Origin of the sequence: Photobacterium minamisatsumaniensis, from assembly GCF_050336695.1 — a bacterium.
GTDB classification, from domain to species: domain Bacteria; phylum Pseudomonadota; class Gammaproteobacteria; order Enterobacterales; family Vibrionaceae; genus Photobacterium; species Photobacterium minamisatsumaniensis.
In genome coordinates this window covers 139,067-163,238 of the sequence record NZ_JAKJSI010000015.1, presented here as the reverse complement: position 1 = coordinate 163,238, position 24,172 = coordinate 139,067, and the positions used below count along the sequence as shown (strand labels likewise).

Annotated in this window: 14 protein-coding genes; 4 read left to right on the top strand and 10 right to left on the bottom strand. The window is 47.4% G+C overall.

Annotation, left to right across the window (positions count from 1 at the left end; all coding sequences use genetic code 11):
* Nucleotides 1–198: 198 nt before the first annotated feature.
* Entirely contained in the window at nucleotides 199–1,494 is a 1,296-nt protein-coding gene (gene hemL, locus L4D78_RS07815; RefSeq protein ID WP_428466385.1) for a glutamate-1-semialdehyde 2,1-aminomutase, read from the bottom strand.
* A 263-nt stretch (nucleotides 1,495–1,757) separates the two neighbouring features.
* Here hemL and erpA point away from each other — a divergent pair, with 263 nt between their 5' ends.
* On the top strand, nucleotides 1,758–2,099 hold the full coding sequence (gene erpA, locus L4D78_RS07810) for an iron-sulfur cluster insertion protein ErpA (RefSeq protein WP_428456470.1): 342 nt from the start codon (nucleotides 1,758–1,760) through the stop codon (nucleotides 2,097–2,099).
* 90 nt (nucleotides 2,100–2,189) lie between these two features.
* Here erpA and shyC read toward each other — a convergent pair whose 3' ends face one another.
* A complete protein-coding gene (gene shyC / locus L4D78_RS07805) occupies nucleotides 2,190–3,509 on the bottom strand; it encodes a peptidoglycan DD-endopeptidase ShyC (RefSeq protein WP_428466384.1) in 1,320 nt (439 codons plus the stop codon).
* Between the two features lie 127 nt (nucleotides 3,510–3,636).
* Here shyC and tyrS point away from each other — a divergent pair, with 127 nt between their 5' ends.
* Nucleotides 3,637–4,824, top strand: coding sequence for a tyrosine--tRNA ligase (gene tyrS, locus L4D78_RS07800; protein ID WP_428466383.1), 1,188 nt, complete (start codon nucleotides 3,637–3,639; stop codon nucleotides 4,822–4,824).
* A gap of 60 nt (nucleotides 4,825–4,884) precedes the next feature.
* Here the strand turns inward: tyrS and L4D78_RS07795 are convergent, their stop codons facing one another.
* The 8 genes from L4D78_RS07795 to gltB (L4D78_RS07760) form a co-directional block, all read right to left on the bottom strand.
* Entirely contained in the window at nucleotides 4,885–5,496 is a 612-nt protein-coding gene (locus tag L4D78_RS07795) for a TRIC cation channel family protein (protein ID WP_428466382.1), read from the bottom strand.
* 116 nt (nucleotides 5,497–5,612) lie between these two features.
* Nucleotides 5,613–6,440, bottom strand: coding sequence for a vitamin B12 ABC transporter substrate-binding protein BtuF (gene btuF / locus L4D78_RS07790; RefSeq protein WP_428466381.1), 828 nt, complete (start codon nucleotides 6,438–6,440; stop codon nucleotides 5,613–5,615).
* Entirely contained in the window at nucleotides 6,441–7,397 is a 957-nt protein-coding gene (locus tag L4D78_RS07785) for a cobalamin biosynthesis family protein (protein WP_428466380.1), read from the bottom strand. It lies immediately after the preceding gene.
* 2 nt (nucleotides 7,398–7,399) lie between these two features.
* On the bottom strand, nucleotides 7,400–8,095 hold the full coding sequence (gene mtnN, locus L4D78_RS07780) for a 5'-methylthioadenosine/S-adenosylhomocysteine nucleosidase (RefSeq protein ID WP_428466379.1): 696 nt from the start codon (nucleotides 8,093–8,095) through the stop codon (nucleotides 7,400–7,402).
* A gap of 103 nt (nucleotides 8,096–8,198) precedes the next feature.
* Nucleotides 8,199–9,611 carry an FAD-dependent oxidoreductase gene (locus L4D78_RS07775; protein ID WP_428466378.1) on the bottom strand — a complete coding sequence of 471 codons (1,413 nt, stop codon included), beginning with the start codon at nucleotides 9,609–9,611 and terminating at the stop codon, nucleotides 8,199–8,201.
* 13 nt (nucleotides 9,612–9,624) lie between these two features.
* Nucleotides 9,625–14,088 (bottom strand): glutamate synthase large subunit, encoded by a 4,464-nt coding sequence (gene gltB / locus L4D78_RS07770; RefSeq protein ID WP_428466377.1) that lies wholly within the window; start codon nucleotides 14,086–14,088, stop codon nucleotides 9,625–9,627.
* A gap of 364 nt (nucleotides 14,089–14,452) precedes the next feature.
* The gene (locus L4D78_RS07765) at nucleotides 14,453–15,925 is read right to left on the bottom strand and encodes a glutamate synthase subunit beta (RefSeq protein WP_428466376.1); all 1,473 of its coding nucleotides are present in this window, start codon (nucleotides 15,923–15,925) and stop codon (nucleotides 14,453–14,455) included.
* Nucleotides 15,918–20,465, bottom strand: a complete 4,548-nt coding sequence (gene gltB, locus L4D78_RS07760; RefSeq protein WP_428466375.1) for a glutamate synthase large subunit — start codon at nucleotides 20,463–20,465, stop codon at nucleotides 15,918–15,920. Before gltB (L4D78_RS07760) ends, L4D78_RS07765 begins: the two co-directional genes overlap by 8 nt.
* Nucleotides 20,466–21,071: 606 nt before the next feature.
* Here gltB (L4D78_RS07760) and mnmL point away from each other — a divergent pair.
* Both mnmL and L4D78_RS07750 read left to right on the top strand, forming a co-directional pair.
* A complete protein-coding gene (gene mnmL, locus L4D78_RS07755) occupies nucleotides 21,072–22,013 on the top strand; it encodes a tRNA modification radical SAM protein MnmL/YtqA (RefSeq protein WP_428466374.1) in 942 nt (313 codons plus the stop codon).
* Nucleotides 22,014–22,219: 206 nt separating this feature from the next.
* The gene (locus tag L4D78_RS07750) at nucleotides 22,220–24,034 is read left to right on the top strand and encodes a sensor domain-containing diguanylate cyclase (protein WP_428466373.1); all 1,815 of its coding nucleotides are present in this window, start codon (nucleotides 22,220–22,222) and stop codon (nucleotides 24,032–24,034) included.
* Nucleotides 24,035–24,172: the final 138 nt, after the last annotated feature.

The window sequence follows — 24,172 nt, the reverse complement described above, 5'->3', positions numbered from 1 at the left end:
AAGGATTGATATGGGGTGTTGTGATTGTGGTAGCGAAACGAAGAAAAAGCGTCGGCCTTCTTTAGCGGTCGCGATTCTGGTGTTACTTGCCGTGTTCGCTTTATTGTTCTGGAAATAGCTTTAGGGTCAAACTAAAGGCTTCATGCAAAAAGTAATGCCGCTCATTGAGCGGCATTAATTATGCTTGTTTATTATTACTTATACTGCTTCTTGAGCGATTGTAGCAAAAGCAAACTCAGCCGCTTCAAGTGTTGCTTCGATTTCTTTATCACCGTGCGCCAGTGACGTGAAGCATGCTTCATACGCTGACGGTGCAAGGTAAATACCTTTTTGTAGCATCAGATTGAAGAAGCGTTTGAAGCGTTCGATATCACATTTCGCTACGTTATCGTAGCAAGTAACGCTGTCTTGGTCGGTAAAGAAGAAACCGAACATCGCACCCACTTGGTTGGTTTGCAGTGGGATGCTGTACTTGTCAGCAAGGTGCTTGAAGCCATCAGCAAGGCGTTTGGTGGTATTTGCCAAACGCTGCTCGTTGCCTTCTTTGGTCAATACGCTTAAGCAAGCGTGACCAGCCGCCATTGCAACAGGGTTACCTGACAGGGTCCCCGCTTGATAAACAGGACCTGTTGGCGCAACGTATTCCATGACTTCACGACGGCCGCCGAAAGCACCGACAGGCATTCCGCCGCCGATCACTTTACCTAGCGTGGTAAGGTCAGGTTTGATGTTGTAGTAACCCTGTGCACCACCGTGCGAAACACGGAAGCCAGTCATTACCTCATCTAAAATCAGTAAAGCGCCAAATTCGTCACAAATTTCACGTAGGCCTTCTAGGAAACCAGGAACTGGTGGAATGCAGTTCATGTTGCCAGCGACTGGTTCTACGATAATGCATGAAATTTGCTCAGGGTGCTCAGCAAAAGCTTCACGAACCGATTCTAGGTTGTTGAAAGTACAAGTTAGGGTGTGCTTAGCAAAATCTGCTGGAACACCTGGAGAGCTTGGCTGGCCAAGTGTTAATGCGCCAGATCCTGCTTTAACTAATAGGCAATCAGCGTGGCCGTGGTAACAGCCTTCAAACTTGACGATTTTATCGCGGTTCGTAAAGCCTCGCGCTAAACGAATAGCACTCATGGTTGCTTCAGTGCCTGAACTCACCATGCGTACCATTTCCATCGATGGCACCAACTTAGAAACAAGCTCGGCCATGGTGATTTCCATTTCTGTTGGTGCACCGAAGCTAAGGCCTTGTTGAGCGGCTTTGATCACGGCATCACGAATGGCTACATGGTTATGACCCAAAATCATTGGTCCCCATGAGCCAACGTAATCAATGTACGCCTTACCATCAGCATCAAAGATGTAAGCGCCGTCTGCACGCTCAATAAATAATGGGCTTCCGCCAACACCGGCGAAGGCACGAACTGGTGAGTTAACACCACCCGGAATAGTCTTTTGTGCTTTGGCAAATAAGTCTGCTGACTTGCTCATTATGATGTCCTGTTTTCAAATAAGGTCTGATTTGAACTGTCGGCATTGTACCTAGGGTCTATTAGCCTTTCAAATATGTCCTTGTGAACTGAGTAACGGATTTATGATGATGCGCGTCTTGTTCGATGATTCTTTATGACAGTACCGACAATCGACCAGAAAAAAGTGCTTAACGAGACGATCATCGGTGGTGAATACTTGAACGAGATAGTCAGGTATTAGATAATCATGATAATGACCGAGTGTATTGGAGAGGTTTTTTTATGAGCGATGCTAATTTGCCGCTGAATTTTTCTGAAGTTGCAGCGAATAAAGTGAAGACGCTTATCGCCGAAGAAGAAAACCCGGAGCTGAAACTACGTGTTTATATCACCGGTGGTGGTTGTAGTGGTTTTCAGTACGGCTTTACTTTCGACGAAAAAGTAAATGAAGGTGACACGACGATTGAAAAAAGCGGTGTTACGCTGGTCGTCGATCCTATGAGTCTGCAATACCTGATCGGTGGCACGGTTGACTATACGGAAGGCCTAGAAGGCTCACGCTTCTTTATAGATAACCCGAACGCAACAACAACCTGTGGTTGTGGTGCATCGTTCAGCGTATAAACATAATTAACGTTATACGACAAAAAAGCCGCACCTGATAAGGCGCGGCTTTTTTATATCTGTTGTCCTATACCGAAAAGACGTTACGTTCTAGCTTCGATTATTCAGCAGCGGGCTGTTGTCGGCAATAAACTGACTAAACTGGTTGAGTTGAGCCATACGTTCGTTGGCGTAGCGCTTGAACTGGGTCTTCTCTTTTCCTTTTAGTGACTGTGCTTGGGGCAGTTTCACTGTACGTGGGTTCTTGTGCACGCCATTGACTAAGAATTCATAGTGAAGATGAGGCCCCGTGACTCTGCCGGTGCCGCCTAGTGTCCCCACGGTTTGCCCTTGCTTAACCCGCTGGCCTGTTTTAACCGAACGTTTGGTCATGTGTAGATATTTAGTGATATAGGTTGAGCTATGACGAATAAAGACATAGTTACCATTAAACTGGTTATACCCCGATTGCATGACAACACCATCGCCTGCTGACCAGATAGGTGTGCCGACAGGGGCGACATAGTCAGTACCGCGGTGAGCGCGCACTTGACCGGTAACCGGATGAAGGCGGTTAGGGTTAAAGTTCGAGCTAACATAGCGGAAGTTGATCGGGGAGCGTAAAAAAGCCTTACGCATGGCAATCCCTTCTTGATCGTAGTATTTACCACTCTCACTACGAATAGCCGTAAACGTTTGACCGAGATTAGAAAAGGTGGCTGCAATAATATTGCCTTTGCCAATAGGTTCACCTTCGATGAACTTTTCTTCAAATAGAACGGAGAAGCTATCGCCAGCACGAATGTCTAGGGCGAAATCAATATCCCAACCGAAGATTCCTGCAATCTCCATGATTTGGTTTGCGGTTAGACCTGCTTTATCAGCTGCATTCCAAAAACTTGAGGTAATTACAGCTTGAGCAAAGTTGAGCTGCGTGTCGACTTCTTTACTCTTTAGCTTTGAATAAAAACCGTCAGTGGTACGGGTGATCACTAACGTGTCAGTTGCACTTTGAGGCTGGGTGAGTTGAACGAGGTTTTTATCTTCGTCAAAGCCAAATTTTAATTTATCGCCTGGGCGCAAATTCGTCAGGGATTTTGTGCCGTCATCGGCATTAACTAGTCGGTATAAGGTGCCAGGCGACAGCCCAACTTTATCGAACACAACGGCTAAGCTTTCACCCGATTTGACGGTGTGCTCTTTCCACGTTAATGGAGGAATAGCGGGAATTTCATCTTTCGCCATTGGTCTGAGTTGGGTTATCCCAGAGTCAATATCAAGAGGGTAAAGCTTGCCGATTTCAAATCGACGTTCTGGGTGCCCATTGTTTTCCGAGCTCGGCCAAAGCAGCAGCAATACCATAAAGGCACTGATCACTGTAATGAGTGTCTGGTGAATCTTGGGTAACTGGCGGAGTTTCGATACTAGCATTAGCGATTTTTTTGCGTATTCGGAAAAAATAAGACAGCGGGTAGTCTAACTGGTTTCAAAAAACATCGCTATTCAAGTAAGATGTTCGATTATTACTTTTTTGCCAATTCTGTGGGAGCGAACAAGAATGGCCAGTATTGAACAAGCATTAGCTGAGATTAAGCGCGGTGTAGATGAGCTAATTCCGGAAGAAGAGCTAATTGCCAAGCTAAAAGAAAACCGTCCACTACGCATTAAGTTGGGTGCCGATCCAACAGCGCCGGATATTCACCTTGGCCACACTGTCATTCTTAATAAGCTACGTACTTTCCAAGAATTGGGCCACGACGTGACCTTCTTGATTGGTGATTTCACCGGTATGGTTGGTGATCCAACTGGCAAGAACACAACTCGCCCACCATTGACGCGTGAAGATGTTTTAGCCAATGCAGAAACGTATAAAGAGCAAGTATTCAAGATCCTTGACCCGGCGAAAACCAAAATTGAGTTCAACTCAACGTGGTTATCAGAGCTAGGTGCAGAAGGCATGATCCGTCTTGCCGCGAACCAAACCGTTGCACGCATGCTGGAACGTGACGACTTTAAAAAGCGTTATAACGAAGGCCGTCCAATTGCGATCCATGAGTTCATGTACCCACTGCTTCAGGGCTATGACTCTGTTGCAATGGAAACGGATGTAGAGCTAGGCGGTACCGATCAGAAGTTTAACTTGCTGATGGGACGTGAGCTGCAAAAAGCCAATGGTCAGAAGCCACAGGTTGTACTGACAATGCCATTGCTTGTAGGCCTTGACGGTGTGAAGAAGATGTCTAAGTCTGCGCACAATTACATTGGTGTTGCAGATGTACCGAACGAGATGTTTGGTAAAATCATGTCGATCTCTGACGATCTGATGTGGAACTACTTTGAATGTCTGTCTTTCCGTCCTTTGGAAGAGATCGAACAGTTCAAAACAGACATGGCGAACGGCAAGAACCCTCGTGATGTGAAGATCCTGCTGGCGAAAGAAATTATTGCCCGTTTCCACTCTGAAGCTGATGCTGATGCGGCAGAGCAAGAATTTATCAACCGTTTCCAGAAAGGCGCAATGCCAGAAGAAATGCCTGAGTTTGAATTCGACGCTGGTCTGGCAATCGGTAATATTCTAAAAGAAGCTGGTCTAGTGAACTCTACCTCAGACGCGATGCGTATGATCCGTCAGGGTGCCGCTAAGATTGATGGCAACAAGGTTGAAGATACCAAGCTTGTGCCTGCAGCTGGCACTGCGATTTACCAAGTTGGTAAGCGTAAGTTTGCCCGTATTACGCTAAAGTAATTTGGCTGTGATGTAAAAAAGGCGCCTTAAGGGCGCCTTTTTTATTTGTATTGCTTTGAATTAGCTACGTAAGGCAAAAGTGGGTAGTGATAAGTGCCAGCGGATTGCGGCTAGTCGGATAGTCAGGGTAGTTATGATCCCTACAAGAGTGGCGACACTTGGGTCGACATTTATATATAACGCCGTTGTGTGGATAATACCACCGACAATACAGGCCGTTGCATACACTTCGGTACGCAGTACCATGGGAATCTCCCGGGCGAGTACATCACGGATAACACCGCCGCCACACCCCGTCATTACCCCCATTAGAACTGCAACCATGGGTGTTGCGCCAAAACGAAGCGCCTTCTCTACACCAATAGCCACAAAGACCGCTAAGCCGATGGCATCTGCAACAGGCAAAAAATACCAAGGCATCTGTTTGGGCTTACGAATGGCAATCATGCTGATTAAGCAGGTAATGAAAATCACCCATAAATAGTTAGGATCGGTGACCCAGAATACAGGGGTAGCACCTAATGCCATATCACGGATTGTTCCACCACCAATTGCCGTGACGCTAGCCAACACGACAACACCAAATGGGTCCATACGAAGACGGCCTGCGAGTAATACACCCGATGCGGCAAAGACAGCCGTGCCGAACATATCGAGAATATAGATAAGCATTGGGTTACCTGTAAGGTCTGAGTAAAAAAGTCGCTGAGATTGTACGACGAATTATCAGCGGTACAACTCGCTAATACGGCTTTGTGAGGCGACTCACAGTGAATGTTGACACCCTGTTACGAGGCCTCTCTAACCAGATCAAGGTAGTCACAGACTTGCTCGACGGCAAGGATTGTGCGAGGCGTTGGGCGGTTTAGCCAGTCGGCAGTAAGAGTGAAAAGGTGATCTTTTTGCACGGCTGGAAGTTGTTGTCGCCATTTGTTCCAAATACTAACTTTGGTATCAGCATGTGGGGTGCCAAAAATCACTTCAGGTTGCCTAACCAGTACTTGTTCTTCTGAGACTTGTGGGTATGCGACTGCACTGTCGGCAAAAATATTTTCACCACCACATAACGTGAAAACCTGACTTGGCCAACTGTCACCAGCAACGGTAATAATTGGCGTGGCACTTAACTGGTAAAAGTAGCTAACTGGTCGCTGGGTTTGGTGGCTTTGTCGTAATGCATTAAGCCGAGTACGAAATTCATTGGCTGTTTGTTGTGCCTGTTTAGGTGAGTCGGCATATTGACCGAGCTCTTCAAGGGTCGAGGCAATATCGTCTAGCGTTTTCGGGTTGGAGTAGAACACCTTAAAACCGAGTTGTTCCAGACGGGCCATTTCGCGGATTGGATTGCCACCTTGCCACGCCAAAATCAAATCGGGCTGAAGGGCAACAATACGTTCCATTTTTATGCCTCGGTAATTGGCTACGCGCTCTAGTGCTTTAGCCTGTTCCGGATAATCACTGTAGTCACTGGCGGCGATGAGTTTATCGCCCAGACCTGCGGCATAGGCCAGTTCCGTGGTGTGTGGTGATAAGCTAATAATTCGCTGAGCGGTGGCCATTGCGTTATGAGAAAGCGACAATGTGAAAGCGAATAAACAGAAAGCAGCGAGACGCACTTAGCGGACTCCTTGAAAAAGAATGAGTAATGTACTTTGTATGATTAGCCAAATGATGAGGCGCGTTTTGGCCAATTGATCGATTTGGGCGAGGTGCAAAGCCGCAGGGGCAATTTTACCACCAATGCGCGGACGTTCCATTTTGGTTTGACCATAAATTGCAGGCCCGCCGAGTGACAAGGAAAGCTTATGACCTGTTGCGACGAGCAGCCAGCCTGGACCGGGTAATAGCCAATTTTCTCCTTGACGGGCAAGACCTTGTAAGGCGACCTTCGCATTACGGCCGAAACTGATCAGCAAGGCAAATAGGCGCAAGGGTACGATGTCAAAAATAGCGAGCAGTTTGACGGCCGGTTGACCGAAAGAGCGGAACAACTGGCGGCTGGGTGACCACTCACGTGACAAGCTAACGGCGAGGCGGTACATGATTGCCCCAATTCCTCCCGCTAAGGCATACCAAAATAAAACACCCGCGACGAGGCGACCATAGGCCAGTAGCTGAGTTTCGGCTCCTGCTTTACCAAGCCCTAGCAGCGATAAGCTGTCAGTGTGTCTGTTGAGTTTAGGGCTGAGTAGCTGCCGGCAAAGCGCTTTATTTTCTTGGCTGTAAGCTCGAATAAATTGCTTACTGAATTTTGCAGTATTGCGCCATTCAAGAGCGAGCCATAGCAGTACAAGGTGGAAAGCGGTATCTATCCAAACCAATTGGTAGAGGCAAACAAGCAAGGTAAGCATGGTTAACCACATTATGCTCCATGCGAGTAGGCCAGAAAACTGCTGTTGGCGTGGCGAATCATCGGGTTTATTAACTTTGTTTGCGATGGCGACTGCAAGTTGCTGCCAAATATTGATGGGGTGGAGCGAGGGGGGAATAGGAAGAAGCCATTGCAAGGCCTGCGCGCCCCATAGTGCAAGTAGGGCGCTGCTACTGGTGAGTAGTGCAATGGCCTCGGTCATGGTTACTTCAGTAGCTCAACCATTTTATCGATCATTACCGAAGAGCTTTTTGCAGCCAGAGGAAGGAACTCATCAAAGCTCATTGGTGACTCTTTATCAGCAACATCAGAAATAGCACGCACAACAACGAAAGGTACGTTGAACTGGTGACAGGCTTGAGCGATAGCTGCCGCTTCCATTTCAACGGCGATAACCGTTGGGAAGTGTTCACGGATGAATGACTGGCGTTCTGGTGAACAAACAAATTCGTCACCAGTACAAATCAGGCCACGTACTGCGTGGGTGTTTTCCATGCTCGCAAGGGCTTGTTCGGCCACATCCATCAACTTGCTGTCAGATAAGAAAGCGGCTGGCTGCTGTGCCATTTGGCCCATTTCGTAACCAAATGCGGTTACGTTGGCATCGTGGTAGCGAACTTCGGTAGAAATGACAACATCACCAAGGTTCAGGCTGCTATCAAAACCACCAGCAGAACCGGTATTTAGTACAACATCCGGTTGGAAGATCTCTAATAGTACCGCAGTACCGACTGCAGCGGCTACTTTACCAATACCAGACTGCAGTAAGACAACATCGGCACCATTTAGGGTACCGGTGTAAAATGTACAACCTGCCTTGTTGTGCGTTTCACGGTTAGTCAGTTGATCTTTTAGGATGGCAACTTCTTGTTCCATCGCGCCAATAATGCCGATTTTCATTAATAGGTTCTCTTGTGCAGTGAAAGACGCTCCCTGAACGGGAGCGTTTATAATGCGCCGATTGTAGCATGAGCGAGGCGGCAATTACCAAATTGCCGATGCTCTATACCTCAAGAAAATCAAGGATCCCTTCTGCGGCTTTTCGCCCTTCATCAATGGCGGTAACGACGAGATCTGAGCCTCTCACAGCATCACCACCAGCAAAGATTTTTTGGTTGCTGGTCTGGAATGCAAAGCTTGCTTGTTCTGGGGCTTTAATTCGCCCCCATTGATCTAACTCGACAGCGAACTCATTGAGCCATGGCATCGCGTGGGGCTGAAAGCCAAACGCCATGATCACGGCATCGGCAGGCAGAATATGCTCGCTGCCTGCTATTGGTTCCGGCCGTCGCCGGCCTGCCTCATCTGGCTCGCCGAGTGTGGTTTTAATTACTTTTATCCCGCTGATATGGCCGTTATCATTCAGTTCAAGTCCCGTTGGCTGAAGGTTGAACATGAATTTTACGCCTTCTTCTTTAGCATTTTTTATTTCACGCCTCGATCCTGGCATATTGGCTTCATCACGACGGTAGGCACAGGTGACGCTTTTTGCACTTTGGCGAATTGACGTTCGAACACAATCCATCGCGGTATCGCCGCCCCCAAGCACGACAACTCGCTTACCTTTCATATCAATGAAGTCTTGGGTTGTCTCTAAACCCATCACTTGGTAAGTGTTCGAAACCAAGAACGGCAGGGCATCATACACACCGGGGGAATCTTCGTTGTCGAGACCTGCCCGCATGTTCTTATAGGTACCAACGCCTAAAAATACGGCGTCATAGTCAGACAATAGCTGTGCCATCGAGATGTCTTTACCTATATCTGTGTTGAGCTGGAATTCGACACCCATCTCGGTAAAGATTTGGCGACGATTGATCATCACTTCTTTCTCGAGTTTGAAAGAAGGGATACCAAAAGTTAGTAAGCCACCAATTTCGGGGTAGCGGTCAAAGACAACAGGCTTTACCCCGTTACGCACAAGGATGTCAGCACAGGAGAGGCCAGCGGGCCCCGCGCCGATAATTGCGACCTTTTTGTCAGTCCATTCAACCTGTGACATGTCAGGTTTCCAGCCCATTTTAAACGCTTTGTCGGTGATATATTTCTCGACATTACCAATGGTTACTGCACCAAAGTCGTCATTTAGGGTGCAGGCGCCTTCACAGAGTCTGTCTTGGGGGCAAACTCGGCCGCAGACTTCTGGCAAGGTATTGGTTTGGTGTGCCAGTTCAGCGGCTTCAATGATCCGACCTTCATTGGCTAGGCGAAGCCATTGGGGGATGTAGTTATGTACAGGGCATTTCCATTCACAATAAGGGTTACCGCAATCAAGGCAGCGGTCAGCTTGGGCGCTGGCCTGCTGTTTGGTAAACGGTTCATAGATCTCGACAAACTCAATTTTGCGCACTTTCAGTGGCTTTTTAGGTGGATCGATCCGCGCAACATCAATAAATTGGTATATGTTCTGGCTCATCGGTTTCTCCTCCTTATTGTGCTTGAATGCGTAGCTCGGCAGACGAGCGACTTTGGTGGCCGAGTAAAGTATTTACATCGGCAGCTTTTGGCTTAGCCAGATAGAAGCGTGGTATCCACAAATCAAACTCAGCTAAAATTTCTTGCGCACGATCTGAGTTCGTTTTCTCAAGGTGTTGGTCGATAAGCCCGCGTAGATGTTCTTGGTGAATCTTTAGATCTTCTAAGGGGATAGCTTCAACTAACTCTGGGTTAACTCGACCTGAAAAGTCGCCATCTTCATCCAGAATATAGGCAAACCCCCCTGTCATTCCTGCGCCAAAGTTAACGCCGGTTTTGCCTAGTATCGCAACGATCCCCCCAGTCATATATTCACAGGCATTATCGCCGGCCCCTTCGATGACCGCGACAGTACCTGAATTACGTACGGCGAAACGTTCACCCGCTTTACCGGCTGCAAACAGTTTGCCCCCTGTCGCGCCATAAAGGCAGGTATTGCCAATAATGGTGGCATCGCTGGATTTAAATGCAGAGCCTAATGGAGGGCGGATCATAATTTCGCCACCAGTCATGCCCTTACCGACGTAGTCATTGGCATCACCAGTGAGAGATAGGTTCAACCCTCCAGCATTCCATACCCCGAATGATTGGCCTGCAGTACCAGTTAGGTGAAGGTTGATTGGGTCTGTAGCCATGCCTTGGTTGCCATAGCGCAGGGCAATCTCCCCTGACAGTCTGGCGCCGACTGAGCGATCGGTATTGCGTATCTCACGGTAGATATCGATGCTTTCACGTTGTTCAATGGCTGGTAGTGCTAGTTCGAGTAACTCGACATTGAGCTTGGCATCATCAAATGGCGTATTGGGCTCGCTGCAATAGAGTGTTTTACCTTCAAGCGGCGTTGCTGTTGCAAGAACTGGCGATAAATCGAGTTTACTTTGTTTGGCGGTGTAGCCTTCAAGTACCTCGAGAAAATCAGTGCGACCAATTAAATCAGTGAGTCTTTCTACACCGAGTTGAGCGAGTAACTCCCTGACTTCTTGACCAAGGCCGATAAAGTAATTCATGACTTGATCTGGCAAACCCTTAAAGAAGTTGCGACGTAAGGTTTCATCTTGGGTCGCGACACCTGTGGCGCAGTTATTAAGGTGACAAATACGCAAGTATTTACAGCCTAGTGCCACCATAGGCGCGGTGCCAAACCCAAAGCTTTCAGCCCCGAGAATGGCGGCTTTGACGACATCAAGTCCGGTTTTAAGGCCACCGTCGACTTGTAAACGGATTTTATGGCGTAGCCCATTAGCAACCAGTGCTTGTTGGGTTTCTGCAAGTCCTAGCTCCCATGGGCTACCCGCGTATTTCACCGAAGTAAGTGGGCTGGCGCCTGTACCGCCGTCGTAACCTGAAATCGTAATTAAATCGGCATAAGCTTTGGCGACACCTGTCGCAATAGTGCCCACGCCGGGTTCTGAAACCAATTTTACCGACACCATGGCTGTCGGGTTTACTTGCTTAAGATCGAAGATCAGCTGGGCTAAATCTTCTATTGAATAAATGTCATGGTGAGGCGGGGGAGAAATGAGCGTTACACCGGGGACGGCATAGCGTAGTTTCGCGATTTCCGTCGTAACTTTGTGACCTGGAAGCTGGCCGCCTTCACCGGGTTTAGCCCCTTGGGCCACTTTAATTTGCAGTACATCGGCATTCACGAGGTAGTGTGGCGTCACGCCGAACCGTCCTGATGCGACTTGTTTGATCCGTGAATTACGCTCGCTGTTAAAACGTCGAGGATCTTCACCGCCCTCACCGGAATTAGAGAAGCCGCCAAGTCGGTTCATTGCAATGGCGAGCGCTTCATGAGCTTCAGGACTGAGTGCACCAATTGACATCGCCGCAGAGTCGAAGCGTTTATATAATTCTGTAGCGGCTTCTACTTGTTTGATGTTAATCGGATTATCTGCATGTTTCAGCGCAAGAAGATCCCGAATGGCAGCAATTGGGCGTTCATTCACTTGGTTGGCAAAGGCTAGATAATCTTGGTAATCGCCGGATTTTACGGCTTGTTGCAAGGTACTAACTACATCGGGGTTATAGGCATGGAACTCGCCACCATGTACATATTTGAGTAATCCACCATGCTCAATCGGCTTGCGCTTGAGCCAAGCTCGGCGATTCAAATTGAATAAATCTTGCTGGAAATCAGAGAAATCAGCGCCTTGGATCCGGCTAGAGACACCTTTGAAGCAGAGTTCGATCACTTCGTCATTTAAGCCAATGGCTTCAAATAGCATCGAGCAGCGATAGGAGGCAATGGTTGAGATCCCCATTTTGGACATGATTTTAAACAGTCCTTTGTTGATCCCATTGCGGTAGTTCACCATGATTTCGCGATAAGGTTTAGAAATCGCACCGTTGTCGATGAGCTTGCCGAGTGATTCATACGCGAGGTAGGGATAAACGGCGGTGGCACCAAAGCCTAGTAAAACGGCAAACTGGTGGGGATCTCGCGCGGTGGCGGTTTCAATCACAATGTTGGCATCACAGCGCAGGTTTTTCTCGATCAAGCGATTTTGCACCGCTCCAACTGCCATTGCCGCCGGGATCGGTAGTTTCTCAGGGTTGATGCCACGATCTGACAGAACCAGCAACACGGTGCCGTTTTGCACGAGCCGTTCAGCTTGGTTACAAACATCAATAATGGCTTGCTGGAGATCTTTTTCTGTCGGATCAAAATTGATATCGATAATGCTATTTCGGTAGTGCTGATTATCGAGCTCAAGCAATTGAACGAGATCGGAGTAAAGTAAAACCGGAGAGCCAAACGCCACCCGATACGCATGTCCATCGGTTTCGCAGAAGACGTTCATCTCTCGGCCAATACAGGTTGCCAGTGACATGACATGTTTTTCGCGTAGCGGATCAATGGGTGGGTTGGTGACCTGAGCAAACATTTGTCTGAAGTAGTCGGTAATGGCACGTTCTTTGGAAGATAAAACCGCCATCGGCGCGTCATCACCCATAGAGCCCGTTGCCTCTTGGCCGTTTTCGCCAATAACACGCAGTACTTGATCCAGCTCTTCGCGATTGACACCGAAGAGTTTTTGATAGGTATTGAGATCATGATCATCAAGGGAACGACTCCCGACCTGTTCATCACCTAAATCTTCAAATGGGATGAGGCGCTTAACGTGACTATCCATCCAATCTTTATAGGTATGGCGGCTCATCAGCTCATGATCAATATCTTTTGAGTGCCATGTTTTGCCAAATTTTGTGTCAATGACCAGCAGTTCACCGGGGCCTACGCGGCCTTTCTCTGCGACTTCATCTGGCGTGTAATCCCAGATCCCAACCTCGGAGGCTAATGTGATCAGTTTATCTTTAGTGATCACATAGCGAGCAGGTCGAAGGCCGTTGCGATCGAGACTGCAGGCGGCGTAACGACCATCAGACATGACGATACCAGCGGGTCCATCCCATGGTTCCATGTGCATGGAGTTAAAATCATAAAAGGCCCGTAACTCCGGATCCATATCGGGGTGGTTTTGCCATGCTGGTGGCACCAGCATGCGCATAGCACGAAACAGATCCATGCCACCAGACAGGAATAGCTCTAGCATATTATCGAGGCTAGATGAGTCGGAGCCCGTTTCATTGACAAACGGTGCGGCTGTTTGCAGATCAGGCAGTAACGGGGAAGCAAATTTATAAGCCCGTGCGCGCGCCCATTGACGGTTACCAGCGATGGTATTGATTTCACCATTATGAGCAAGGTAACGAAATGGTTGAGCGAGTGGCCAGCGTGGTTGAGTATTTGTGGAGAATCGCTGGTGGAACAGACAAATAGATGATTCAAGCCGAATATCCCCAAGATCTAAGTAGAATCGAGGTAAGTCGGCTGGCATGCATAGCCCTTTATAAACAGTAACTTGAGTTGATAGGCTGCAAATGTAAAAGTCAGGGTCTTGGGTAATGCGTTTTTCAATACGGCGGCGCGCAACATAGAGGCGACGATCAATATCGCGGGGCTTCCAACCTGCAGGGGCGTTGATAAAAGCCTGTTCGATATTCGGTAAGGTTTCGTTGGCGATTGGACCAAGAACTTGCGGGTTGATCGGAACTTCGCGCCAACCGACCAGAGATAGAGTTTCTTTAGCTAATTCTTCATTGATGATGGTACGAGCTTGTTCCGCTAAGACCGGGTCTTGGCTGAAAAAAATCATCCCCAGCGCAAATTCTCGTGATAGTTTCCAGCCTTTTTCTTCGGCGACAATACGATAGAAGCTATCAGGCTTTTTCATCAATAAACCGCAACCGTCTCCGGTTTTACCATCGGCCGCAATACCACCGCGGTGGGTCATGCGATCTAGGGCCGAAATGGCGGTGCGAACCAGTTTGTGACTGGTATCTCCTTCGATATGGGCGATAAGCCCAAAACCACAGTTGTCTTTATCTAGCATTGGGTCATACAGTGTCATTGCAACTCTCCCTTGCTTCTGCCTGAACAAGCAGTATTACTGCATATTGATGACTGTCCTTATCATCGAGAACTTACCTCAGCACTGTTTCCTTTGACTTTATTTTGTGCTCGTCGGGTACGACTATAGGTATTTATGTGCTTCCAGCGACTTTTCAAGTTAACGACTATTTACAAAAAGGTCAAACTTTCAGCGAGTAGTTCACATTCTATCTCGTGAGTGAGATCTCATTCGGCGTATCAGCTTAAAGAAGGGAGTAAATATAAAGGGGAGGGCTTATACAGAATAAAAAACCGACTCATAAGAGTCGGTTTTATTTTTTAGCCTTTATGGTTGAACACTGAAGTATTCAACTACAGCAAGGTTAAGCGTTTGATAACATCAATGAATCCGCTTTTGCTTCTAGGTTAGAGTTACCCATCAAGAAAGCATCGACTTCACGGGCCGACTCACGGCCTTCATTGATACAGCGAACAACCAATGACTGGCCTGTACGCATATCACCAGCGGCAAAAATGCCTTTTTGACTAGTCGCAAAACCTTGAGTCGCCACATTGCCACGTTCATCAAGTTTGATATCAAGCTGAGCAAGGACACCTGTAGGCTCTGGGTGCAAGAAGCCCATTGCCAAGAACGCCATATCACAAGGAATGATTCGCTCTGAACCCTCGACTTCGTTGAAGTTTGGACGCTCGCCCGGCTTAGCTTCTTCCCATTGAATATCAGCAATGCGCAAGGCTTTTACGTTGCCCGCCTCATCGCCAATGAACTCTTTGGTTAAGATATTCCAGTGACGGTCACAGCCTTCTTCATGCGATGTCGACGTCTTCATAATCATCGGATATGAAGGCCAAGGTTGGTTGGCTGGACGTTGCTCCGGTGGGAGCGGCATGATCTCAACTTGCGTAATGCTTGCAGCACCATGGCGGTTAGACGTTCCGACGCAATCTGAACCCGTATCACCGCCACCGATGACCACAACATGCTTACCTTTGGCGTGGATTTCCTCGGTTTTTAGGTCGAGGTCATTGGCTCGTCGGTTGTTTTGTGCCAAAAATTCCATGGCATAGTGAACACCTTTAAGCTCTCGTCCAGGAATCGGCAAATTACGAGGAACCGTTGATCCACCTGTTAGCAATACGGCATCAAATTCTTGGCGTAATTGCTGGGCGTTGATATCAACACCGATGTGCGCGTTAACCTCAAATTTAATGCCGGCATCAGCCATTAAATTGATCTTACGATCGATAACATCCATGCCTAATTTAAAGTCTGGGATACCGAAACGTAGTAGGCCGCCCACTTTTTCATCGCGCTCGAATACTGTCACACAGTGGCCAGCACTATTTAGTTGCTCGGCAGCGGCAAGGCCTGCAGGGCCTGAACCGATGATCGCCACGGTTTTTCCAGAGCGAGAACGTGGTGTTTTTGGTTTGGCATAGCCTTCACGGTATGCCGTCTCAACAATTGTTTTCTCGATATTACAGATCGTGATTGGATCTTGGTTAATCCCTAAAACACAGCCACTTTCACAAGGTGCTGGGCATACACGTCCGGTAAACTCTGGGAAATTATTGGTCGAACTTAATATGTTCCATGCTTCTTCCCAGCTGTCACGATAAACTGCATCGTTGAATTCAGGGATGATATTGCCGATTGGGCACGAGTTATGGCAAAACGGTACACCACAATCCATGCAACGTGAGGCCTGCGTATTGATCTTATCGCCGAACTCTTCGTTTAGAACAAATTCCTTGTTGTCCTGAATACGAACGCTAGGGTCTAATTTCTTTGGCAGTTCACGACCAAATTCTAAAAATCCTGTAGGCTTACCCATTGATGGCCTCCAACTCTTCCTTGTTTTCTGCTTCAGCTTTACGCTTCAGTAGTACTGCTTTGTAATCCCTTGGCATTACTTTGACCATCTTCTGAAGGTTTTCTTCAAAGTTCGATAGGAAAATTTCTGCCACAGTACTGCCCGTTAGCTCAACATGCTTGGTTAGCATGTCAAATAACAACTCTTTGTCTTCTTGCTCTATAGGGTCGAGATCAACCAGCTCAGGGTTTAGTTTGGTATCAAAGTCTTCGAATTGATCCCAAACGTATGCGACACCACCACTCATACCGGCAGCGAAGTTACGGCCCGTTTGACCAAGGATAATCGCGGCACCACCTGTCATGTATTCACAACCGTGATCACCGACACCTTCAACCACGACTTTGGCACCTGAGTTTCGCACACAGAAACGCTCGCCCGCCATACCGCGAATGAATGATTCACCCGACGTTGCACCATAGAAACACACGTTACCGACGACGATGTTATCTTCTGGAATGATGTCAGATTTAGCATCAGGGTAGAGTACTAAGGTACCGCCTGATAGGCCTTTACCCCAGTAGTCATTCGCATCACCTTCCACTTCAAACGTCACGTTTTTCGCAAGGAAGGCACCAAAGCTTTGCCCTGCTGAACCTTTGAACTTCACGTTCATTGGTTGTGGTAAGCCTTTATCTTTGTATATTTTTGAGATTTCGTTCGACAGCATAGTACCGGTACTACGGTCAGTATTGATGATGCCAAACTCAGCCTCAACGGATTTACCTTCGTAAAGCGCTGGCGCAGCGACTTCAATTAACTTGCGGTCAAGCACGTCTTCAAGGTTATGGTTTTGCTCTCGCTGGTTATAAACACCATCTTCTTCACGAGCAGGCTCGACAAACAGTACCGGGCTAAGATCGAGGTTCTGGTATTTCCAGTGACCGATATTTTCGCGGATTTTCAGTTTGTGCGATTGGCCAACCATCTCTTCAATACTACGGAAACCAAGTTCTGCCATGATTTCACGCAGGCCTTCAGCCATGTATTGGAAGAAGGTAACAACATCTTCTACACGACCATCAAAGCGCTCACGGAGGCTCTTATTTTGAGTCGCGATGCCCACTGGGCAGGTGTTTTTATGACACTTACGCATCATGATACAACCTTCCACAACCAAGGCAGCAGTGGCCACACCCCATTCTTCAGCACCTAGTAGTGTTGCAACTGCAAGATCTCGTGGTGTTTTCATCTGACCATCGGTTTGAACAACGATACGGTTACGTAAGCCGTTCTTCAGTAGGGTTTGGTGCGTTTCTGCCAACCCTAGTTCCCACGGTAGTCCCGTGTGACGGATAGATGACATTGGTGATGCGCCTGTGCCGCCATCAAAGCCCGCGATCAATACGACGTCGGCTTTGGCTTTTGCAACACCAGAGGCAATCGTACCGACCCCAGCTTCTGATACTAACTTAACGTTGACTCGACCTGCACGATTGGCATTTTTCAGATCGTAGATCAGCTGTGCCAAATCTTCGATTGAATAGATATCGTGGTGTGGTGGTGGTGAAATTAGGCCGACTCCAGGAGTGGAGTGACGCGTTGCACCGATCCAGTCATCAACTTTATCACCCGGTAGTTGACCACCTTCACCTGGTTTTGCGCCCTGAGCCATTTTGATCTGAATCTCTTCAGAGTTAGTCAGGTAGTAAGAGGTTACGCCAAAACGACCAGAAGCAACTTGCTTAATCGCTGAACGTTCCCAGTCGCCATTGTCTTTCTTCTCAAAGCGATCAGGATCTTCACCGCCTTCACCTGAGTTAGACTTCGCGCCGATACGGTTCATTGCAACAGCAAGCGTTGAGTGTGCTTCGTAAGAGATAGAGCCAAAGCTCATTGCGCCTGTCGCAAAGCGTTTCAGGATACTATCAATTGGCTCGACTTCATCCAGTGGCACGGAACCTGTTGGGCTCTTAATAAATTCAAGCTGGCTACGCAGTGTTGCCGCGTTATCGCCTTGAGCATCAACCTCTGCCGCATACTCTTTGAATTGGTCAAAGTCTTTGTTTCGGGTTGACTGCTGTAGCAACGAGATAGTTTCAGGGTTGAACAGGTGCTTTTCACCACGTTGTTTCCACTGATAAACACCACCGACATCGAGCATCTGGATTGGCACTTCACGTGTAGGGTAACCCACACGATGGCGTACCAGTACTTCTTTGGCGATATCATCAATCGTCAAGCCCTGAATACGAGAAACCGTACCCGTGAAGTACTTATCGACCACAGACTTGCTGATACCCAGAGCTTCAAAAATCTGTGCGCCATGGTATGACTGTAGCGTTGAGATCCCCATTTTAGAGAAGATCTTAAGCAACCCGCCATTAACCCCTTTACGGTAGTTGTTGAACAGCTCTTCCGTTGGTAGTTCTGGATCAAGCTTACGCTTGCGCTGTAGATCAACGATGGTTTCGGTTACCAGATATGGGTTAACCGCATTTGCCCCGTAGCCCACAAGTGTTGCAAAGTGATGCGTTTCACGCGCATCGCCAGTTTCAACAACGATGTCACACTTAGCACGCAGACCTTTGCGGATCAGGTGGTGGTGTACCGCGCCAACAGCCAGCATGGCTGGAACTGCTGCGTGGTTAGAGTTGACGGCACGGTCAGTCAGAATAATGACTGAGTAACCGTCATTAACCGCATCTTCTGAATATTGACAGATACGCTTCAGGGCACGTTCTAGTTTGCCTTCTTCACCGCTGGCACGGAATACGATATCCAGTGTTTTTGCTTGCAAGTGCTCTTTATCAATCGCACGCAATTTTTCAAGTTCAGCATTGCTCAGAACGGGAGACTCTAGCTCTACTTTTTGGCAGTGCTCTGGGGTTTCCGCCAGCAGGTTCTGATCTTTACCTAAGTAGGTATTAAGCGACATCACCATACGTTCACGGATTGGATCAATCGGTGGGTTGGTCACCTGGGCAAAGAGCTGCTTAAAGTAGTTCGATAGGTGTTGTGACTGGTGAGATAGTACCGCCAGTGGCCAATCTGCACCCATTGCACTTAAAGGTTCATAGCCAGTTTTAGCCAGTGGAACGAGAATGTCGTTCACTTCTTCTGAGCTCATACCAAAGGCTTGTTGATGGTTCAGCAGGCGCTCTGGCGTGGGCTGGTGGTGCATGTTATCAGCTTCTGGTAACCCTTTGAGTGTCAGCAGATTGTCTTTTACCCACTGCTCATAAGGTTGTGCTGAAGCGATGCTATCTTTGACTTCTTCATCAGAGATAATGCGGCCTTGTTCAAGATCGGCAACAAAGATACGTCCCGGCTGTAAACGACCACGGAATTGAACGTTTTCTGGTTCAATCTCAACGACGCCTGATTCAGAGGCCATCACGAGGAAGTCATCTTTGGTCACGGTATAACGCGATGGACGCAGACCATTACGGTCAAGAGTCGCACCTACTTGCACACCGTCGGTGAAACAGACAGATGCTGGACCGTCCCATGGTTCCATTACATTGGCATGGTATTGGTAGAAGGCACGACGCTTCGGATCCATCGTCTTATTTTCTTGCCAAGCTTCAGGGATCAGCATCATTAGTGCGTGTGGCAGGCTACGGCCAGAAAGTACCAGTAACTCAAGTGCCATATCGAAGTTGGATGAATCTGAGCTGCCTTCTTGGCAAATAGGCAGCAGCATATCGATTTCTTGCTGACTAAATAGCTCTGACTCAAGGATCGCTTCACGCGCCTTCATCCAGTTAAGGTTACCGCGAACAGTGTTGATTTCACCATTGTGGGCAATGTAACGGAAAGGCTGTGCTAAACGCCATCTTGGGAAGGTGTTGGTTGAAAAGCGAGAGTGAACCAACGCCAGAGCCGTTACCATTGATGGGTTTTGCAAATCCAGGAAGTACTGGGGAACCTGCTCGGTCGTTAACTGACCTTTGTATACTAATGTTTTGTAAGACAAAGAGTTAATGTAGAAGTCGTCACCAATGTTAGAAACGCTTTCTAAGCAAACACGTACCGTATAGTTACGCAATACATACAACTTTCGCTCAAGTACAGCTGGATCAAGGTTGGCACCGCCAGTGATGAAGACGTGTTCGAACTGAGGTTCGGTACTCAGCGGATCTTCACCAATCATCGAGTTATCGACAGGTAAAACGCGGTAGCCAATGACTTCAAGATCAAGGCGCTTGGCATTGCGCTCTAGAATATCGCGGCATTGCTGGCGTTTGTACTCGTCTTTAGGGAATAGTACTACACCGACACCATACTGCTCGAATGCAGGAAGGCGAATGCCGAGTTTGACGGTTTCTTCAAGAAGAAACTCATGGGGTTTTTGCAGCAGAATACCCGCACCATCGCCACTGCATGGATCACAGCCTTGGCCGCCACGGTGTTCCATCCGTGCAAGCATATCAAGGGCTTGGGTGACGATTTCATGGGATTTGCGGTTCTTCAAGTGGGCCACAAAGCCGATGCCACAGGCATCGTGCTCTAATTCAGGCACATATAGTCCCTGAGCATTCAGCTCTTGATCTGTCATAGATACTTCCTTCCAGTTTCAACAGGCGCCAATCCAGGCGTCTGAGTTATCCCTAATTTTGTTTTGGCATTACTGACAACCTGCAATGGACTCCTGTCCGGCGGTCAATAATGGAGCTTGCTGTCGGATGACGTTTAAAATCAGAAGCAAACTAAATTCTGTGGCACTCTCGCTCTGGTATGCAAAAGCACTACTTTTTTGAGGGGGTACGATATATATCACTCAAGATTAGCAATATATAGTCACATTTATCGTTCATAAATTGCACACAACTGTAACTATCCTACATTTTTGAATTATTAATTACCAACAAAAATTAACCTATTGCTGCCATCCATCAGGCTGACAATGAATCATTTCTTTTCAAAATTGAGATATTATTCGGGAATAGTTCTCATTTTGAATAAAATTCATTTCATCTCCCTTGTTATTTCATGGTTATAGGAAATGACGTTGTAATAAGGCCCTCCTTATCTTGTTACTTATTTTCATTGGGATGATGAGGCACGAAAAAAGGTTTTCTTTGCTTTGGCACAAATCTTCGTCAGGTATTCGGTGCTAACCTGTGCCGCTTTTTTCGACAATCCCAAGACGCTAGGTGGCAAAATGCAACTGCATGAACTGGTCAATACATTTGGACAAGACTTACAACGCCGTTATGGAGAGAAGGTACACAAGCTGACCCTGCACGGTGGTTTTAGCTGTCCGAACCGTGATGGCACGATTGGGCGCGGTGGTTGTACATTTTGTAATGTCGCTTCATTTGCCGATGAGCAAGCTCAGTACCAATCCATAACAGAGCAATTACATCAGCGTGCTGGCTCTGTCGATCGGGCTAAACGTTACCTTGCATACTTTCAGGCCTACACCAGCACTTATGCAGAAGTGCAAAAGTTAAAGGCGATGTATGAAGAAGCGTTAGAGGCAACCGATATTGTTGGCCTATGCGTAGGAACACGACCGGATTGTGTGCCTGATGCAGTATTAGAACTGCTTGCAGGTTATCACCAGCAAGGGTATGAGATTTGGTTGGAACTCGGCTTACAAACCGCCAACGATAAAACCTTAAAACGTATCAACCGTGGTCATGACTTTGCCTGTTATGAAGCAATCGCTAAGCGAGCTCGAGCATTAGGGCTAAAAGTATGTGCCCATTTGATTGTTGGCCTACCTGGGGATAGTAAAGAAGATAACCTTGATACGATTCGTCGTACAGTTGCGGCAGGTGTTGATGGCATTAAATTACATCCATTGCACCTTGTTGAAGGTAGTATCATGGGGCGCTCTTGGAAAGCGGGTCGGCTGGATGCATTAACGCTTGAAGAGTATACCGATATTGCATCAGAAATGATCCGACTGACTCCCCCCGAGGTCGTTTTTCACCGTGTGTCTGCCAGCGCTCGTAAGCCGACCTTGCTTGCACCTGAGTGGTGTGAAAACCGTTGGTTAGCCATGACTGAAATTGGCCGTAACCTTGATACTCAAGGTGAACAGGGCAGCGCAATTGGCTTGCCATTTGTCTATCTGCCAACGAAGGTTAACCGTTAGCTATTCGTTATCGCTGTAAATTCATCGAGAAGGCTTAAGATCCCGCAGTGAAGTATGATAGATTACGAGGGATAATATGTCCCTAATCAATAACTATGCGCACTTTCAGGCAGGAAATACGTTTAAACTTTTCTTTGTTCCAACGCCGCTGTTTGACGCCCCATTCTATTAGGACGATGGCGTCAGAATTGTTGGGGATGAAAACCATGACATCAATAATCTTGATTGTGTTGTCATGGTTTACAGTTCCTGCATGGGCTTCAAACGACGTGGTTTATAGCCACCCTGCATTATTCACCTCTCTGCTTATTATTGTTGCTGTCGTAAGCTGTGGTTTACTGGCTTTATTCTTTCATCATCTCGAGTTTGTTTCATTTCGTAAGCTGCACGCCACATTAACTTATATGCCAATCGCTGTAGCGGTCGTTAGGAAGAAAGACGGCCATTTACTTTATGGCAATAAACCTTGCAGAGAATTAATGGGTGTACGTAAGCTACATGACAGGTATCTATACCCGGATGAACTCAATGTGCAGATGGTACGAGATTTTATTCGCCCTCTTGCCAAGCTTCATGGCTTTAACGATATTGTCGAAGAGTTTAAATTGGCGAACGGAAAAACCCTGAAGTTTTCTTTTTCTGGTCAATCAGTGCGCTGTAATTGGCAGTCGTATTGGATGCTGTTCATCTATAAAGAGAAAGTGCACCAAGATCCCCATGAAAAATTACAACAAGATCAACGGCTCTTTCAGCAGGTACTCAACTCATTATCAGAGTTGGTTTATTATCAGAATAAAAGCGGGGCGTTGATCGGCACCAATAAAGCTTTTGACCGATTTTGGCGAGGACGTGTTGAAGAAGGCGTCGTTGAGCATGATATTGAGCTACCGATGATAAGCGGGGCGAATCATTCTTGGACGACGGCTCCTGATGGTTCGAGTCGTTTGCTAGAAACCAATCGCAATCTGCTTATTGGTGATAAGGGTGAGGCCATTGGCACCTTGAGCATTAGCCATGATGTTACTGATTGGCATGAAATGCAGGAAGTATTGAAAAACGAAATTGAAAAACGCGAAGTGACCGAGCTGGCACTGGCGCAACGCAATATATTGCTTGATACGATCTTGAACGCCAGTCAAGACCCTATTGGTTTATATAATGAGTATGGTGTGTACATCGGTTGCAATGAACCTTTTGCTCGGTCGTTAGGGTACACACAGGAAAGCTTAATCGGCAAGCTAGCGAAAGATGTTTTGCTACCAGAGCAATGGGAGATATCCCAGCAAACGGATTTACAGGTGATTAAAACGGGTGAAAGCATCAAAATGGATGATTGCGTCATGCTGGAAGATGGGACACTGGTTTGGTATGAAGTGCTGAAGTCACCCTATCAAGATCCAACAGATGGCACGATGGGGGTATTGGTGATGGCGAGGGATGTTACCGAGCGAAAGATGGCGGAACAACAGCTTGCAGATGCAATTATGGAGCTGCAGGAGCTGAGCTTTATTGATAGTTTAACGAAAGTTGCTAACCGTCGAAGTTTTGATGAGCAGTTACGGAAGATGTGGCATGGCCATATTCGTGATCAAAATCCGTTAACGTTGATCTTGTGTGATATCGATTATTTTAAAGCCTTTAATGACAATTATGGCCATCAACAAGGTGATATTGCGCTGCGAGAAGTTGCAGATGTACTGCGTAGCGTTGTGCGTCGTGAAACGGATGCGGTCGCCCGGTATGGGGGCGAAGAGTTTGCCTTCTTATTACCAAACACCGATTTGTCTGGTGGTGAAGCCGTTGCACGGAAGGTACATCAACGCCTTGCCGAAAAAGGGTTAAGCCACAGGTACTCAAAGGTTGATACAAAGTTAACCGTGAGTTTAGGCGTTGCGACAGTTACCCCTATGCCAAACCAAGATTATGGTGAGCTTGTTGAAATGGCTGACGTCTCTTTATATAAAGCCAAAGCGATGGGGCGAAACGGAACAATGTCAATGTCAGACAGTGATGACTTTTAACGCTGATTTATCAAAGCCTGCATGATGCGGGCTTTGTTATTTTTTAGGGTCAGTGTTGGGCTAGTGTTTTAGTGCTGCACAATTGTGGAACATATCCTTGGGTTATCTAACATAGCCCTTTATGATGGAAGTGCTCTC